Annotated in this window: 13 protein-coding genes; 11 read left to right on the plus strand and 2 right to left on the minus strand. The window is 71.3% G+C overall.

Features of this window, described 5'->3' with window-relative positions; genetic code table 11:
* Window positions 1-170 precede the first annotated feature (170 nt).
* From gltB to EKD16_RS10585, 8 genes are all read left to right on the plus strand, one after another.
* A complete protein-coding gene (gltB, locus tag EKD16_RS10550; RefSeq protein WP_131098226.1) occupies window positions 171-4,736 on the plus strand; it encodes a glutamate synthase large subunit in 4,566 nt (1,521 codons plus the stop codon).
* A 36-nt stretch (window positions 4,737-4,772) separates the two neighbouring features.
* Window positions 4,773-6,236, plus strand: a complete 1,464-nt coding sequence (locus EKD16_RS10555) for a glutamate synthase subunit beta (RefSeq protein ID WP_131098227.1) — start codon at window positions 4,773-4,775, stop codon at window positions 6,234-6,236.
* A gap of 193 nt (window positions 6,237-6,429) precedes the next feature.
* Window positions 6,430-6,960, plus strand: coding sequence for a YceI family protein (locus EKD16_RS10560; protein WP_207391491.1), 531 nt, complete (start codon window positions 6,430-6,432; stop codon window positions 6,958-6,960).
* A 402-nt stretch (window positions 6,961-7,362) separates the two neighbouring features.
* A complete protein-coding gene (locus EKD16_RS10565; RefSeq protein ID WP_207391492.1) occupies window positions 7,363-8,157 on the plus strand; it encodes an ABC transporter ATP-binding protein in 795 nt (264 codons plus the stop codon).
* The gene (locus EKD16_RS10570) at window positions 8,142-10,127 is read left to right on the plus strand and encodes a hypothetical protein (RefSeq protein WP_131098230.1); all 1,986 of its coding nucleotides are present in this window, start codon (window positions 8,142-8,144) and stop codon (window positions 10,125-10,127) included. Before EKD16_RS10565 ends, EKD16_RS10570 begins: the two co-directional genes overlap by 16 nt.
* A 197-nt stretch (window positions 10,128-10,324) precedes the next feature.
* The gene (locus EKD16_RS10575) at window positions 10,325-10,726 is read left to right on the plus strand and encodes a DUF2784 domain-containing protein (RefSeq protein WP_131098231.1); all 402 of its coding nucleotides are present in this window, start codon (window positions 10,325-10,327) and stop codon (window positions 10,724-10,726) included.
* A 158-nt stretch (window positions 10,727-10,884) separates the two neighbouring features.
* On the plus strand, window positions 10,885-11,784 hold the full coding sequence (locus tag EKD16_RS10580; RefSeq protein WP_131098232.1) for a prenyltransferase: 900 nt from the start codon (window positions 10,885-10,887) through the stop codon (window positions 11,782-11,784).
* Window positions 11,785-11,989: 205 nt separating this feature from the next.
* A complete protein-coding gene (locus EKD16_RS10585) occupies window positions 11,990-12,544 on the plus strand; it encodes a type 1 glutamine amidotransferase domain-containing protein (protein WP_131098233.1) in 555 nt (184 codons plus the stop codon).
* 36 nt (window positions 12,545-12,580) lie between these two features.
* Here the strand turns inward: EKD16_RS10585 and EKD16_RS10590 are convergent, their stop codons facing one another.
* Entirely contained in the window at window positions 12,581-12,949 is a 369-nt protein-coding gene (locus tag EKD16_RS10590) for a hypothetical protein (RefSeq protein WP_131098234.1), read from the minus strand.
* Between the two features lie 275 nt (window positions 12,950-13,224).
* Between EKD16_RS10590 and EKD16_RS10595 the strand changes: the two genes are divergently transcribed.
* Window positions 13,225-13,404, plus strand: coding sequence for a hypothetical protein (locus EKD16_RS10595; protein ID WP_131098235.1), 180 nt, complete (start codon window positions 13,225-13,227; stop codon window positions 13,402-13,404).
* Here EKD16_RS10595 and EKD16_RS10600 read toward each other — a convergent pair.
* Window positions 13,385-13,633 (minus strand): hypothetical protein, encoded by a 249-nt coding sequence (locus EKD16_RS10600; RefSeq protein WP_131098236.1) that lies wholly within the window; start codon window positions 13,631-13,633, stop codon window positions 13,385-13,387. The genes EKD16_RS10595 and EKD16_RS10600 overlap by 20 nt on opposite strands.
* A 102-nt stretch (window positions 13,634-13,735) precedes the next feature.
* Here EKD16_RS10600 and EKD16_RS25750 point away from each other — a divergent pair, with 102 nt between their 5' ends.
* Together EKD16_RS25750 and pyk are read left to right on the plus strand one after the other, a co-directional pair.
* On the plus strand, window positions 13,736-13,930 hold the full coding sequence (locus EKD16_RS25750) for a transposase (RefSeq protein ID WP_242677411.1): 195 nt from the start codon (window positions 13,736-13,738) through the stop codon (window positions 13,928-13,930).
* A gap of 2 nt (window positions 13,931-13,932) precedes the next feature.
* Complete coding sequence (pyk, locus tag EKD16_RS10610; protein WP_131098237.1) at window positions 13,933-15,363, plus strand: pyruvate kinase; 1,431 nt, start codon at window positions 13,933-13,935, stop codon at window positions 15,361-15,363.
* Window positions 15,364-15,446: the final 83 nt, after the last annotated feature.

The following is a 15,446-nucleotide window of genomic DNA, read 5'->3' on the forward strand; positions in this document are numbered from 1 at the left end:
CCGAACAGGGGCGACACCGGTTACCACGAGGAAGTGACGCAGGTCCGGCGCCGAGCCGGCTGTGGAACCGGTGCCTGCGGGGCCGCCTTCGCATGCTGACGCAGCAGGGCCAACGTCGTCCCGGATGCGCTTTCGAAGAGAAGCCCATACGTACGACGACAGGAGGGTAGATGCCTGCTGGCCAGGTGCAGCGTTCGTCCGTCCGGCCGAACGCCGAGTCCACTCACGAGGGCCTGTACGACAGCGCCTACGAGCACGACGCCTGCGGCGTCGGATTCGTCGCCGACCTCTCCGGCCGTCGCAGCCACGAGATCGTCGAGAAGGCGCTGACGGTACTGCGCAACCTCGACCACCGCGGCGCCGCGGGCGCCGACCCCGAGGACGGCGACGGCGCCGGGATCATCACCCAGGTGCCCGACGCCTTCTACCGCGAGGTCTGCGACTTCGAACTGCCCGAGGCAGGCCGCTACGCGACCGGTATGGCCTTCCTGCCCGCCGATGCCGCCGAGCGCGCCGCCACCATGGCCGCCGTCGAGGCCGCGGCCGCCCAGGAGAGCCTGCGCGTGCTGGGCTGGCGGGACGTGCCCTTCGACCCCCGCTTCTGCGGTCCCGCCGCCCGCGAGGCCATGCCCTACTTCGCCCAGCTGTTCGTCGCGGGCCAGGAGGGCACCGCCGCAGCCGGCCTGGGCGGCCTCGAACTGGAGCGCTACGCCTACTGCCTGCGCAAGCGCGCCCAGCACGAGGCGGGCGTGTACTTCCCGAGCCTGTCCCCGCGCACCATCACCTACAAGGGCATGCTCACCACGCCGCAGCTGGAGCCGTTCTTCCCCGACCTCTCCGACCGGCGCTTCACCAGCGGCCTGGCCCTGGTGCACTCGCGGTTCTCCACGAACACGTTCCCGTCGTGGCCGCTGGCCCACCCCTTCCGCTACATCGCCCACAACGGCGAGATCAACACCGTCAAGGGCAACCGGAACATGATGCGGGCCCGCGAGGCCACGCTGGCCAGCGACCTGCTGCCCGGCGACATCTCGCGTGTGTTCCCCATCATCGACCCCGAGGACTCCGACACCGCGTCCTTCGACGCCGCCCTGGAGCTGCTCCACCTGGGCGGGCGGTCGCTGCCGCACGCGGTGCTGATGATGATCCCCGAGCCCTGGGAGAACCACAGCGAGATGGACCCGCAGGTGCGGGCCTTCTACGAGTTCCACTCCATGCTCATGGAGCCCTGGGACGGTCCCGCTTCGGTCTCCTTCACCGACGGCTCGCTGGTGGGCGCCGTCCTGGACCGCAACGGCCTGCGTCCCGGCCGCTACTGGGTCACCGACGACGGGCTCGTCGTGCTCGCCAGCGAGGCCGGCGTGCTCGACGCCGAGTCCTCGCGCATCGTCCGCAAGGGGCGGCTGCAGCCCGGCCGCATCTTCGTCGTGGACACCGAGCAGGGCCGCATCATCGAGGACGAGGAGATCAAGTCCGAGCTCGCCGCGCAGCACCCCTATGCCGAGTGGCTGGAGCGCGGCGTGGTGCAGCTGTCCGAGCTGGAGGCGGGCGAGCCCGCCCCCGTCGGCGACCTCGTCCGCGAGCAGCAGGTCTTCGGCTACACCGAGGAGGAGCTGCGCATCATCCTGCAGCCGATGGCGCGCACCGGCGCCGAGCCGATCGGCTCCATGGGCACCGACAGCCCGGTTGCGGCCCTGTCGGCCAAGTCCCGCCAGCTCTTCGACTACTTCTCGCAGGGCTTCGCGCAGGTCACCAACCCGCCGCTGGACGCCATCCGCGAGGAACTGGTCACCAGCCTGCACACGGCGCTGGGCGCCGAGGAGAACGTCCTGTCGCCCGACCCGGAGGACTGCCGGCGCATCGTGGCGCCTACGCCCGTGCTCGACGAGGCGGGCCTGGCCGCGATCGTGCGCGCCGGAACCGCTGAGGACGGCGACCCCGCCTTCCGCACCTTCACCGCCAACGGCACCTACGACGTCGCCGGCGGCGGCGCCGCGCTGTCGGTGCGCCTGGACGAGATCTGCGCCGAGGTCTCGGCGGCCATCGCCGACGGCGCCCACATCGTCGTGCTCTCCGACCGCGGGGCCGGCCCCGACCGCGCGCCGATTCCCTCGCTGCTGCTCACCGGGGCCGTCCACCACCACCTGGTGCGCGAGAAGACCCGCACCGAGGTCGGCCTGGTCGTCGAGGCCGGCGACGTGCGCGAGTGCCACCACGTGGCGCTGCTGCTGGGCTACGGCGCCTCGGCGGTGACGCCGTATGTGACCCTGGCCACGGTGCGCGACATGGTCGAGCGCGGCGTCATCGGCGGCATCAGCGCCGACGACGCGGTGCGCAACACCGTGAAGGCGTTCGGCAAGGGCGTACTGAAGATCATGTCCAAGATGGGCGTGTCCACTGTCAGCTCCTACACCGGCGCCCAGATCTTCGAGGCGCTGGGCCTGGGCCCCGAGGTCGTCGACCGGTGCTTCGCCGGCACCTCCTCGCCGCTGGGCGGCGTGGGCTTCGACGTGCTGGCCGAGGAGGTCCGCATCCGCCACGCCACCGCCTTCGCCGCCAATCCCGCCGACCACCGGCGGCTGGCCATCGGCGGCGAGTACCAGTGGCGCCGCGAGGGCGAGCCGCACCTGTTCAGCCCCGAGACGGTCTTCAAGCTGCAGCACGCCACGCGCGACCGCCGCTACGAGATCTTCAAGGAGTACACCTCCAAGATCGACGACCAGGCGAGCACGCTGATGACGCTGCGCGGGCTGTTCCGCCTCAAGGAGGGTGTGCGCGAGCCGGTCCCGATCGAGGAGGTCGAGCCGGTCTCGGAGATCGTCAAGCGGTTCTCCACCGGCGCGATGTCGTACGGCTCCATCTCGGCCGAGGCGCACGAGACCCTGGCGATCGCCATGAACCGGCTCGGCGGCAAGTCCAACACCGGCGAGGGAGGTGAGGACTCCGACCGCTTCACCCCCGACGAGAGCGGCGACCTGCGGCGCAGCGCCATCAAGCAGGTGGCCTCCGGGCGCTTCGGCGTGACCTCGCACTACCTCACCAACGCCGACGACATCCAGATCAAGATGGCCCAAGGCGCCAAGCCCGGCGAAGGCGGCCAGCTGCCCGGCCACAAGGTCTATCCGTGGATCGCCGGCACCCGGCATTCCACGCCCGGCGTCGGCCTCATCTCGCCGCCGCCGCACCACGACATCTACTCCATCGAGGACCTCGCCCAGCTCATCCACGACCTGAAGAACGCCAACCCCCAGGCGCGGGTCCACGTCAAGCTGGTCTCCGAGGCCGGTGTGGGCACCGTGGCAGCGGGCGTGTCCAAGGCCCATGCCGACGTCGTGCTCATCTCCGGCCACGACGGCGGGACCGGCGCCTCGCCGCTGACCTCGCTCAAGCACGCGGGCACGCCCTGGGAGCTGGGCCTCGCCGAAACCCAGCAGACCCTGCTGCGCAACGGGCTGCGCGACCGCATCGTGGTGCAGACCGACGGCCAGATGAAGACCGGGCGCGACGTCGTCGTGGCCGCGCTGCTGGGCGCCGAGGAGTACGGGTTCGCCACCGCTCCGCTGGTGGTCTCCGGCTGCGTGATGATGCGCGTGTGCCACCTGGACACCTGCCCGGTGGGCGTGGCCACGCAGAACCCGGAGCTGCGCAAGCGCTACTCCGGGCAGGCCGACTTCGTGGTGAACTTCTTCGAGTTCGTGGCCGAGGAGGTCCGCGAGTACCTGGCCGCCCTGGGCTTCCGCAGCCTCGACGAGGCCGTCGGCGCCGTCGACCTGCTGGAGACCGGCGAGGCGGCGGACCACTGGAAGGCGTCTGGCCTCGACCTCTCGCCGATCCTGGCGCAGGTCGAGCCGTGGGGCGGCGACCACCGCCACCGGGTGCGCGGCCAGGACCACGGGCTGGAGAAGGCGCTGGACAACACGCTGATCCAGCTGGCCGAGGGAGCTCTGGAGTTCGGCGAGCCGCTGAAGCTGGACCTGCCGGTGCGCAACGTCAACCGCACGGTCGGCACCATGCTCGGCAACGAGGTCACCAAACGCTACGGCGCCGACGGGCTGCCCGACGGCACCGTGGACATCACCTTCACCGGCTCGGCCGGCCAGTCGTTCGGCGCGTTCGTGCCGCGGGGCGTCACGCTGCGGCTCGTCGGCGACGCCAACGACTACGTCGGCAAGGGCCTCTCCGGCGGGCGGATCACCGTGCGGCCGCCCGAGGACGTGCCGTTCGCGCCCGAAGAGCACATCATCGCCGGCAACGTCATCGCCTACGGCGCGACCTCGGGCGAGGTGTTCCTGCGCGGCGTCGTGGGCGAGCGGTTCTGCGTGCGCAACTCCGGTGCGCTGGCCGTCGCCGAGGGCGTGGGCGACCACGGGTGCGAGTACATGACCGGCGGCCGCGCCGTGATCCTGGGTCGTACCGGGCGCAACTTCGCGGCGGGCATGTCGGGCGGCATCGCCTATGTGCTCGATCTCGACCCCGAGCGGGTCAACGGCGAGATGGTCGACCTCGACCCGCTCGACGACACCGACCGGGAGTTCCTGCGCGACGTCCTCGACCGGCACCGCGAGGCGACCGGGTCGGGTATCGCCGCGGAGCTGCTGGCCGACTTCTCCACCGCGGTCTCCCGGTTCGGCAAGGTCATGCCGCGCGACTTCAAGCGGGTGCTGGCCGCCCAGGCCGAGGCCGAGCGCGCGGGCCGCGACGTCGGCGAGGCCATCATGGCCGCCGCCCAGTCCTAGAGCCGTCGGCCGGAATCGAAAGGAGGGACGAACACCATGGCTGACCCGAAGGGTTTCCTGAAGATCACCGAGCGGGAGCTGCCCACCCGCCGCCCGGTCGACGTGCGCATCCAGGACTGGCGCGAGGTCTACGAGGAGGCCGACCGCGGCACCGTCGTCAAGCAGGCGTCGCGCTGCATGGACTGCGGCATCCCGTTCTGCCACAACGGCTGCCCGCTGGGGAACCTCATCCCGGAGTGGAACGACCTGGTCCACCGCCACGACTGGGGCGAGGCCATCGAGCGGCTGCACGCCACGAACAACTTCCCGGAGTTCACCGGGCGGCTGTGCCCGGCTCCGTGCGAGTCGGCGTGCGTGCTGGGCATCAACCAGCCCGCCGTGACCATCAAGAACGTGGAGAATTCCATCATCGACCGGGCCTGGGAGGAGGGCTGGGTGCGGCCCCAGCCGCCCGAGGTCCGCACCGGTAAGAAGGTCGCGGTGGTGGGGTCGGGCCCGGCGGGGCTCGCCGCCGCCCAGCAGCTGACCCGCGCCGGCCACGACGTGACCGTCTTCGAGCGGGCCGACCGCATCGGCGGGCTGCTGCGCTACGGCATCCCCGAGTTCAAGATGGAGAAGCGCCACATCGACCGCCGCCTGGGCCAGATGCGGGCCGAAGGAACCGAGTTCCGCAGCGGTGTCGACGTCGGCACCGACATCACGGTCGAGGAGCTGCGCGCCCAGCACGACGCGGTCGTGCTGACGGGCGGGGCCACCGCCTGGCGGGAGCTGCCGGCGACCGGGCGCGAGCTCGACGGCGTCCACCAGGCGATGGAGTACCTCCCGCAGGCCAACCGGGTGCAGGAGGGCGACATCGAGGCCGCGGAGATCGACGCCGCGGGCAAGGACGTGATCGTCATCGGCGGCGGCGACACCGGCGCCGACTGCGTCGGCACCGCGCACCGCCAGGGCGCGGCGTCGGTCACCCAGCTGGAGATCATGCCCAAGCCGCCCGCCGAGCGGCCGCACGCTCAGCCGTGGCCCACCATGCCGATGGTGTACAAGGTCTCCACGGCCCACGAGGAAGGCGGCAAGCGGCTCTACTCGGTGAACACCGTGGAGTTCCTCGGCGACGAGCAGGGCCGCGTGCGCGCGCTCAAGCTGGTCGACGTCGAGCGCACCGACTCCGGCTTCGAGCCGGTCCCCGGCAGCGAGCGCGAGATCCCCGCCGGCCTGGTCACGCTGGCCATGGGCTTCGTGGGCCCGGAGAAGGCGGGAATGCTGGAGCAGCTGGGAGTGGAGCTGGACGGACGCGGCAACGTCGTTCGCGACGCCGACTACGCCACCTCCGTCGACGGAGTCTTCTGCGCGGGCGACATGGGCCGCGGCCAGTCGCTGATCGTCTGGGCGATCGCGGAGGGCCGCTCGGCGGCGGCTGGCGCCGACCGCTACCTCCGCGGTGAGGACACCGCCCTGCCGACCGCCATCCCGCCCACGGAGCGGCCGCTGACGGCCTCCTGAACGGCGCCGCCGGGCCGCGCTCCGCGGCCCGGCGCCCCGGCACGGCGGGATCCCGCCGTGCCGGGGCGGTAGCCGAGATCGCCGCCGGCGTGGTGGCCGCTTCCGGACCCGTCGTCGCGGGCGGATCCCGGCGGGAGCCGCCGGCGGTGCTGCTAGGCTCCCCGCGGTCGCCTATTTCATGGGAGCGAATGCGGTGAGTGCTACCGGCAGCGGCAACGCCGACGCGCAGCGGATCGCTGCCGGCGTTTACACCATCGACCCCGCGCGGTCGGTGGTCTCCTTCCAGACCCGAGCGATCTTCGGCCTCACGGGGGTGAAAGGCACGTTCGACCTCGACAGCGGAACGGTCACTGTGGCGGACCCCGTCGAGGATTCCACGGTCGAGGCCGTGGTGTCGGCTTCCGGATTCTCGAGCGGCAACACCCAGCGCGACAACCATGTTCGCTCGGCGGACTACCTCGACGCCGAAAGGCATCCGCATTTCTCGTTCGTCGGTGAGCGCCTGGAGAGATCCGGCGAGCGAGGCGTACTGGTCGGGCGCCTGACCGTCAAAGGCGTTACGCAGCCGCAGACCCTGGACATCACGAACGTCTCCGGCGATGAGCACGGCCTCACCGCCCGTGCCACCACCACAGTCGACCGCTTCGACTACGGCGTTACGAAGGCCCCCGGCATGACGGGCCGGAAGCTGCACATCACCCTGGACGTCGCGGCGAGGCGGTAACCCCGCACCTTCCCACCGGAACCCCTGTATTCGCCCGCCTCGACAGCTACCCGGTCGGCAGCCGGGTGCTCGCGACGTGGCTGCCGGAGCTGTTCAGCGGCATGGCTGCGAGGGCCGACAGCCCGCTCGGCCGGTGGCACGACGACCATTCCGCGGTCGTCGTGGCCGTTTCCGCACGACGAGATCGACGCCCGCGGGCACCATTCCAGCATGCTCGGCGAGCACGTCCCGCAACTCGCGGCCGGAATCGGACAATGGCTTTCCGAACGGGGACTCTGAATGGCAGGTGGCGGCTTCGGGGTTTGCCCACCGGGACGCTGCCCGCCGCGGCGGAATTTTTTCGCTTTGCGGTAGGGTCGCCGCGACCGGCCGCCGCGCACCATGCGATTGGGGAACGCTGTGATGCATCCGGATTCCGAGAAGAGCGGCGGTGAAGCGGGGACCGCCGCGGCGGCGCTGAGAATCGACGGATTACGCAAAACCTTCGGCGCCAAGACGGCGGTCGACGACGTTTCGCTCGTCGTCCCGACCGGCAGTTTCTTCGGGCTGGTCGGCCCCAACGGCGCGGGCAAGACCACGATGCTGTCGATGGCGGTCGGACTCCTCCGGCCGGACGCGGGAACCGTCGAACTGCTCGGCGCCGACGTGTGGGCGGATCCCGTCCGGGCCAAGGAACTGCTCGGCGTGCTGCCCGACGGGCTCGCCCTTCCCGAACGGCTGACCGGGCGCGAGCTGCTGGCGTTCGCGGGCAGCATCCGGGGCATGGCGCCGGACGTGGTGGCGCAGCGGTCCGCCGAGCTGCTCGCGGTGCTGGAACTCGACGGGGACGATGCCACCCTGGTGATCGACTACTCGACCGGCATGCGCAAGAAGATCGGCCTGGCCGTCGCCCTGCTGCACCGGCCGCGGCTGCTGGTGCTCGACGAGCCTCTCGAAGCGGTCGATCCGGTGTCGTCGGCCACGATCAAGTCGATCCTGCGGGCGTTCGTCGACGCCGGCGGCTCCGTCGTGTTCTCCAGCCACGTCATGGCCGTCGTCGAGCAGCTGTGCGACCACGTCGGGGTGCTCGCGGGCGGTCGCGTGCTCGCGTCGGGGCCGATGGCAGAGGTCGGCTCGGGCGGTCTCGAACAGCGGTTCATGGACCTCGTCGGCACCGAGGGCGCCGGGTTCGAGGGGTTGCAGTGGTTGGCGACCTGATCCGACTGAAAACGACGCTGCTGCGCCGGTCGATGTCCGGCCGGCGCGCCGCGCAGCTGGTCCTCGGGGCGGTCGTCGGGCTGCTCGCGGCCGCGGGCACGATCGGGCTGGCCGGGGTCGAGTCCCCGGTGGAGTCGGTGACCGGTGACCTGATCGCCGCGGCGCTCGCCGTGTGGACGTTCGGCTGGGCTTTCGGGCCGATCCTCTTCGGCAGCGGAGGAGTCGAGCTGAGGCCCGAACAGCTCGCACTGTTCCCGATCCGGCCGCGGACGCTGACCGCGGGCCTGGTGGGTGCGGGCGCGATCGGTGTCGGCCCCGCCGTGACGCTCATCGCGTTCGCCGTGACGGCGGTCTACGGCGCGGGCCTCGGCGGAGTGCCGCTGCTGGTCGCGCTGCCCGGCCTCGTGCTGACGCTCGGGTTCGCGGTCCTGCTGTCGAAGGTGGTCGTCACCGCGCGGGCCCAGGTGGTGCGCTCGCAGCTCGGGGCCGCTCTTTCCGGACTGCTCACCGGTGTCGTGCTGGCGGCCGCGGGCACGGTCTGGGCGATCGTGCCCGCGTTCCAGCGCGCGCTCGAATCGGGCTTTCCCGCGGGGTTCTCGCTGGCGGTGCGCGTGCTGCCGTCCGGCTGGGCCATGGCGGCGGTGGACGCCGCCGGCCGATCGGACTGGGGGCTCGCCGCGGCCGGTGTCGGCGGGCTGCTTGTCGCCGACGTGCTGCTCGCTGCCGTGCTGGCGCGGCTGCTCACGCGCCAGATCACGGCGGGCCGGAGCAGCGGCAGGAGCGCGAAACAGGCCACGCGGTACCGCCCCGGCCCCCTCGACAAATGGACCGGCCACGTGTTCGGGGTCGCCGCCAAGGAGCTGCGCACCTGGTTCCGCGACGTCACGCGGACGAACTTCCTGTACTTCGCGTTCTTCTACGGGCTGTTGCAGACCGTGACCCCGCTGCTCATCGGCGCCGAAGCCATGCTGCCGTGGACGGGTGTCGTCGTCGCCGTCTGGGTCGCCGCGGTGAGCGCGAACATGTACGCCTCCGACGGCTCCGCGCTGTGGCTGACCCTGGTGACGCCCGACGGCGGCAGGGGGGACATCCGCGGCAGGCAGTCGGCGTGGCTCATCATCGTCGCGCCGATCGCCCTCGCGCTGACCGTCGTCTTCACGGCCGTGTCGGGTGTGTTCTGGGCGTGGCCGTGGGCTCTGGCACTGTCGGGCTGCGTGCTGGGCGCCGGGGCCGGCGCCGTGGTGCTCGTCGCGGTGCTGTTTCCCGTGCCGATGGCCGACCCCAAACAGCGGGGGAGCGGCGCCTGGGACAATCGTATCGACTTCGTGCAGGTCGTCGCCGTCCTGGCGCTCATGGCGGCGGCGGCGCTGCCGATGCTCGCCGTGCTGTGGCTCGGTGCGGCGACCGGCTCGGCCGCGCTGAGCTGGCTCGCGGTCCCCGTCGGTTTCGGGAGCGGAGCCTTCTACGTGTGGTGGTTCGGTCGGCTCGCGTATCGGCGCCTCGGCACGCAGGGCGCGGAGCTGCTTCAGCAGCTGCGCACGGGGCATCGGATCAGCGGTGGGGCCACCGGAACCGGTAGGGCGGAGCAGGAGTCGGCGGAAACCGGCGGTGAGATCGTCCGCCCCGGATCGGGCCTGCCCACCGCCGTAGTCTTCGCCTGCTTCGTCCTGTGCTGGATTCCGCTGTTCCCGCAGGGCATCGTTCCGATGCTGCTCAAGCTCGCGGACTCGGACACGAAATCGTGGTTCCTCCCGCTCTGGCTGCCCGAGCCCCTGCAGTGGCCGGTGATGATCGGGATGGTCGTACTCGGCCTGGCGCTGATCGTCGTCGGCGTGCTCGTGGCACAGCGCTACGACATCCGCCCTCCGGCCGGGCCGGGCGGAGCAAGTGCGGGCCGCTCGCTGGGCCGGCAGGTCCGGGCCCAGATGAAGGAACATCAGGAACGGCAGCGCACCAAGGCGGATCGCTGACGGATCCGCGTGCCGTCCCACTCATTTAGGGAAGCGGGCCGGGCCGGCCGGGCTCGGGTGCCCCCCGACCTTCGCGCGGCGGACCCCTGGAGTGCGGTCCGTGCTCGGCGAGACCCGGCGAGCCGGTATTGCGGCCCACGCCCGGGTTCCCGCTCGCGGCGGGCATTCCCGGCGTCCCGGTGGGTAGTGCCCCCTATATGGGTTACCGCCTGATCGCCGATGCGGCCATGCTGCTGCACTTCGGCTTCCTATGCTATGTGGCGTTGGGCGGCTTCCTGATCTGGCGTCGCCCGCACGCCTTCTGGCCGCACCTGGCCGTGTGCGCCTATGCCATCGGCATTCTGGACTTCCAATGGGGGTGCCCCCTCACCTGGGTGGAGGACTGGGCGCGCAACCAGGCCGGGCTGCAGGGCCTGCCGCCGAGCGGGTTCATCGACCACTACCTCACCGGGGTCGTCTACCCCGCCCACCTCCTCATGGAGATCCAGGTCGCCGTCGGGGTGGTGGTGGCGTTGTCGTGGCTGGGTGCCGCCTTCCTGCTGGTGCGGCGCCGCCGGGCGGCGGCCGCGTCCGACGACGAGCAGTTCGGGTCGCGTTGAGAAGCTGTGCCGACTTCACACCCTGCACTGCCTTCACCGCCTTCACTGCGACAAATCTCGCAAATCGGGCCATCTGCGAAGTAAAGGTGCGTAAAAATGGTGCATAGCTGGCATTTTCCCTTTGAAGGAGCCCGCCGGTGCGGGCGTACATTCGGGGCATGAGCATGGTGACCCCGGAAGCCCTCCGCTCCGCGGAGCACTTCATCTCCCGCAATGCCCGACTGATCGACCGCCACCGCTTCGCCTACCACTTCCGCAGCGGCCCGGCCGAGCCCATCCACTCGGCCCTCGAGTCCTACCGCAACCTCGACGGCGGCTTCGGCAACGGCCTCGAACCCGACCTGCGCGGCCACGGCAGCCAGCCCGCGGCGGTGGCGGTGGCCCTGCACTATCTCGACGAGCTCGGCACCATCCCCGCCGACGTGGCCGACGGCATCAACCGCTACCTCACCAGCGTCACCCATGAGAACGGGGGAGTGCCGCCGGTGCTGCCCACAGCACGCCACACCGAGGCCGCTCCGCACTGGCGCGAGGCCGAGGACTTCCGTGGCGCGCTCGACCCGACCGCGGCCCTGGTGGGGCTCATGCACCGCCACCGCATCTGCCACACCTGGCGCGACCGGGCCACGGCCTTCTGCTGGACCCGCATCGGAGCGCTGCGCTGGACCAGACCCGAAGAGTCGATCGCGGTGTGCACGTTCCTGCAGCACGTGCCCGACCGCGAGCGGGCCGAGCAGGAGTTCGACCGGCTCGCACCGGCCATCCGGGCGGTCATCGAGACGGACCCGGCAGCCGGCGGGCACGTCCACAAGCCCCTGGATCTGGTGAGCCGTCCCGACCACATCGCGCGGCGGCTCTTCTCCGACGACGAGATCGAGGCGCACCTCGACGCCCTCTGCGACGCGCAGGGCGACGACGGCGGCTGGGACATCACCTGGGACAGCTGGGCTCCCAGTGCACGCAACGAGTGGCGCGGCATGCTCACCGTGCGCCACCTCAAGACCCTGCGCGACTACGGCCGCCTCTCCGCCGACGTCCCCACCACGGCGCGCACGTAGCCGCCGCCCTCCCGCGGCGATCTTGTGGCCGCCGCCGCGAACAGGCCGCCGGCACGTGCGGCGGCCACAAGACCGCCGGGTGAACAGGGCGCCCACGCGTAACGCCGGCGCCGGTGGGCAGCGGGTCCCCAGTACGCCGAACGGCCGCGGTCGGCGCGCCGCGGCCGCCGGACGGCCGATGACACGAAGGGGGACGTGAAAGACCATGGCCACCGACCTCAACGGCTCCGTAGTCGCTTTCCTCGCCGCTCCCGAGGGGACCGAGCAGGTGGAGCTCACCGAACCGTGGGCCGCGGTGGAGAAGGCCGGCGGGCGGCCGCAGCTGATCTCCACCTCGTCCGGCAGCATCCAGGGGTTCAACCACCTCGACAAGGGCGACACCTTCACCGTGCATGCCACCGTCGAGGACGTCGGCGCCGCCGACTTCATCGGGCTGGTGCTGCCCGGCGGTGTGGCCAACCCCGACTTCCTGCGCACCGTGCCCCGCGCGGTCGCCTTCACCAAGGAGTTCTTCGACACGGGCAAGCCGGTCGCCGCGATCTGCCACGCGCCCTGGACCCTCGTCGAGGCCGGGGCCGTCGACGGGCGACGCCTCACGTCGTTCCCGAGCCTGCGCACCGACATCACCAACGCCGGTGGCGAGTGGAGTGACGAGGAGGTCGTCGTGTGCTCGGCTGGGCCGAACAAGCTGGTCACCAGCCGCAAACCGGACGACCTGCCCGCCTTCGGCGACGCCCTGGTGAGCGCGTTCGCCGATTGACTTCCGCTCCCCGGGCTAAAGCCCAAGGCCGTGAAGTTAGGACGTGTCTGAGCCGGTCAAGATGGCGATCTGGACCGTGGCCCGGTAGCTGCGACGATCGACCCGCAGGCTCTTGTAGGCATACCGCGACAACGGGCGCTTGACCGCGCGTGGGCTGATACGCAGCCGCCGGGCGGGCAGCAGGTTGTCCAGCACCCGGTCCCCGATACGCCCGAGCAGGTCGATGACGGTCTCGGCCGTCGCGCTCGGGGCATCCGGGCCGATCCAGCGCCACACGGTGCGTTCGCTGACCCCGCACCCGGCCCCGGTCAGGCGCACGTGCCGGGCAGTCAGCTGGCCGGCCTCAGCGAGCTGGCGCAGCCGCGCGGTGGCCGCGCGGCGCTTCTCGGGATCGACCCGCCCCATCCACCCTCCACCAGGTCCACGCCGGAATCACCGGCTGTGACATCGCGCGGGGGGTGAGGCGGCTGCCGCTGGGGACCGCTAGCCGAATCTTATCGGCAGCCAGAACCAGTCGAAACAAGAAGGAACTACGCGGTCCGCGTAGACCACCCGGAACCGGCGGATTGGTCTACCTTCTGAACAGCCAAAACGCCGGGGCGGAGGTGGGGCGCCCCGGGATCCGGCGCCTCCGCCTCACTACCGGACACCGGTCACGTTGCGTGACTATCTTCGGCGCCATGGCGATGACGCGAGAAGAGCGCTCCGGGTCGGTGCGCATCCGCAGTGTCGTGCGCGCCGGCGGCGGCGCGGTGCTGGGCCCGCGCGGGCTGGACATGTGGCGGCCCGGGGATGGCGACGGGTTCGGCCTCAGATCAGGGGAGGGTGCCGTGGTGATGCTCAGAGACGCCGGATCGTGAGGAGCACGGGGGTGCGGACGCCCTGCTGCAGGACGGACTCGGCCACGTAGGCCGCCACCCACCCCAGGGCTTCGTAGGACCACTCCACTAGGCGGCCGGTGAACGCGGCCTGGTGGCGGGCGGGGCCCTCCCACATGTGGTCGCCGATGCCCGAGGTGAGCCCGCCGCCCGCCGCGCCGCGCTGCGCCGGGGCGATGCGGGCGAACACCTCCTGCTTGAGTGAGCCCATCCACGCGGCCGCGGAGGGCGCCGCCGCACAGAAGCGCCGATGGCTACTGACATCTTCGCGGCCACAGGCGCTGTCATCTGCGCGGCCGTCAACAAGGAGATCATGCGGTCTGTGTGCGCGGACTTCGAGGTAGAGCTGGTGGAGTTCAACGGCGAAAGCGACCACCTGCACCCGCTAGTCGGTTTCACCTCCGCCGTGAACGGCGGAGCGCTACCGACGACCCGGTGGCCACCCGGCGTACGCCCACTCGCAACCTGGTTTAGACCACTGCACTGCCCGGACGCTTTAGAGTGTTAAGCGTGACACGTCGAGCAAAAATCGTCGCGACTCTCGGTCCCGCGACGTCGAGCCCGGAGACCATCCGCGCGCTCGTCGACGCGGGACTCGACGTTGCGCGACTCAACCTCAGCCACGGAACGCATGAGGACCACCGCGCCAGCTATACCAACGTCCGGGCGGCCGCCGAGGCCACCGGACGCAGCGTGGGGATCCTCGCCGACCTCCAGGGACCGAAGATCCGCCTGGGCAGCTTCCCCGACGGGCCCGTCGAACTGGTCGCCGGCGACCAGTTCACGGTGACCGTCGAGGACGTCCCCGGCGACCGGCACCGCGTCTCCACCACCTACAAGGGTCTGCCCGGGGACGTGCGCCCCGGCGACCGCGTCCTGATCGACGACGGCAACGTGGTCTTGGAGTGCACCAAGGCCACCAGCACGGAGGTCCAGACACGGGTCCTCATCGGCGGCCGCGTCTCCGACCACAAGGGCCTGAACCTCCCCGGCGTCTCGGTCAGCGTCCCCGCGCTCACCGAGAAGGACGAGGACGACCTGCGCTGGGCCCTGGAGCAGGGCGTCGACATGATCGCCCTGTCCTTCGTGCGCAGCCCCGCCGACGCCGAGGACGTCCACCAGATCATGGACGAGGTGGGCGTGCGCGTCCCGCTCATCGCCAAGATCGAGAAACCCCAGGCCGTCGAGCGGCTCCAGGACATCATCGAGGTCTTCGACGGCGTCATGGTGGCCCGCGGCGACCTCGGCGTCGAACTCCCCCTGGAGAACGTCCCGATGGTGCAGAAGCGCGCCATCGAGCGGTGCCGCGACAAGGCCAAGCCGGTGATCGTGGCCACCCAGATGCTGGAGTCCATGATCAGCGCGCCCCGGCCCACCCGCGCCGAGGCGTCCGACGTCGCCAACGCCGTCCTCGACGGCGCCGACGCGGTCATGCTCTCCGGCGAGACCAGCGTGGGCGAGTACCCGATCGAGACCGTCGAGACCATGGCGCGCATCGTCGCCGCCGCAGAGCAGGAGTCGCTGCGGGCCTCGCACGTCCTCAACCGGGTTCCCGAGACCACCGGAGGGGCCATCGCCCGCGCCGCCGCCGAAGTCGGAGCCACCGTCGGCGCCAAGGCCCTGGTCGCTTTCACCATGTCCGGCGAGACCGCGCGCCGCCTGGCGCGGTACCGCTCGCCGATTCCGCTGCTGGCGTTCACCACCCAGGACGCCACACGCTTCCAGCTGGCCCTGACCTGGGGCGTCGACACCCACTGCGTGCCGTGGGTCGACCACACCGACGACATGGTCCGCCAGGTCGAGGGCGAACTGCTGGAGATGGGCATCTACCAGAAGGGCGACAAGATCGTCGTCGTCTCGGGAAGCCCGCCCGGCACCCCCGGTTCCACCAACTCGCTGCGCGTTCACCGCATCGGCGACGCGATCGCCCACGGCGGATAGGGCCCGCAGCAGGGTCGAGGCGCACCCCGCGCCTCCTCGCACACCGGCCCTCACCCCGGGGAGGCCGCCGCGGCTTCACCGGG

It is taken from the genome of Streptomonospora litoralis, assembly GCF_004323735.1.
In the GTDB taxonomy this organism is placed as follows: Bacteria; Actinomycetota; Actinomycetes; order Streptosporangiales; family Streptosporangiaceae; genus Streptomonospora; species Streptomonospora litoralis.

Coding starts and splice junctions, on each gene's coding strand:
- EKD16_RS10555 (WP_131098227.1), top strand. CDS start 4,773: ATGGCTGACCCGAAGGGTTTCCTGAAGATCACCGAGCGGGAGCTGCCC.
- EKD16_RS10600 (WP_131098236.1), bottom strand. CDS start 13,633: ATGGGCTCACTCAAGCAGGAGGTGTTCGCCCGCATCGCCCCGGCGCAG.
- EKD16_RS10590 (WP_131098234.1), bottom strand. CDS start 12,949: ATGGGGCGGGTCGATCCCGAGAAGCGCCGCGCGGCCACCGCGCGGCTG.
- EKD16_RS10575 (WP_131098231.1), top strand. CDS start 10,325: ATGGGTTACCGCCTGATCGCCGATGCGGCCATGCTGCTGCACTTCGGC.
- gltB (WP_131098226.1), top strand. CDS start 171: ATGCCTGCTGGCCAGGTGCAGCGTTCGTCCGTCCGGCCGAACGCCGAG.
- EKD16_RS10585 (WP_131098233.1), top strand. CDS start 11,990: ATGGCCACCGACCTCAACGGCTCCGTAGTCGCTTTCCTCGCCGCTCCC.
- EKD16_RS10580 (WP_131098232.1), top strand. CDS start 10,885: ATGAGCATGGTGACCCCGGAAGCCCTCCGCTCCGCGGAGCACTTCATC.
- EKD16_RS10595 (WP_131098235.1), top strand. CDS start 13,225: ATGGCGATGACGCGAGAAGAGCGCTCCGGGTCGGTGCGCATCCGCAGT.
- EKD16_RS10565 (WP_207391492.1), top strand. CDS start 7,363: ATGCATCCGGATTCCGAGAAGAGCGGCGGTGAAGCGGGGACCGCCGCG.
- EKD16_RS25750 (WP_242677411.1), top strand. CDS start 13,736: ATGCGGTCTGTGTGCGCGGACTTCGAGGTAGAGCTGGTGGAGTTCAAC.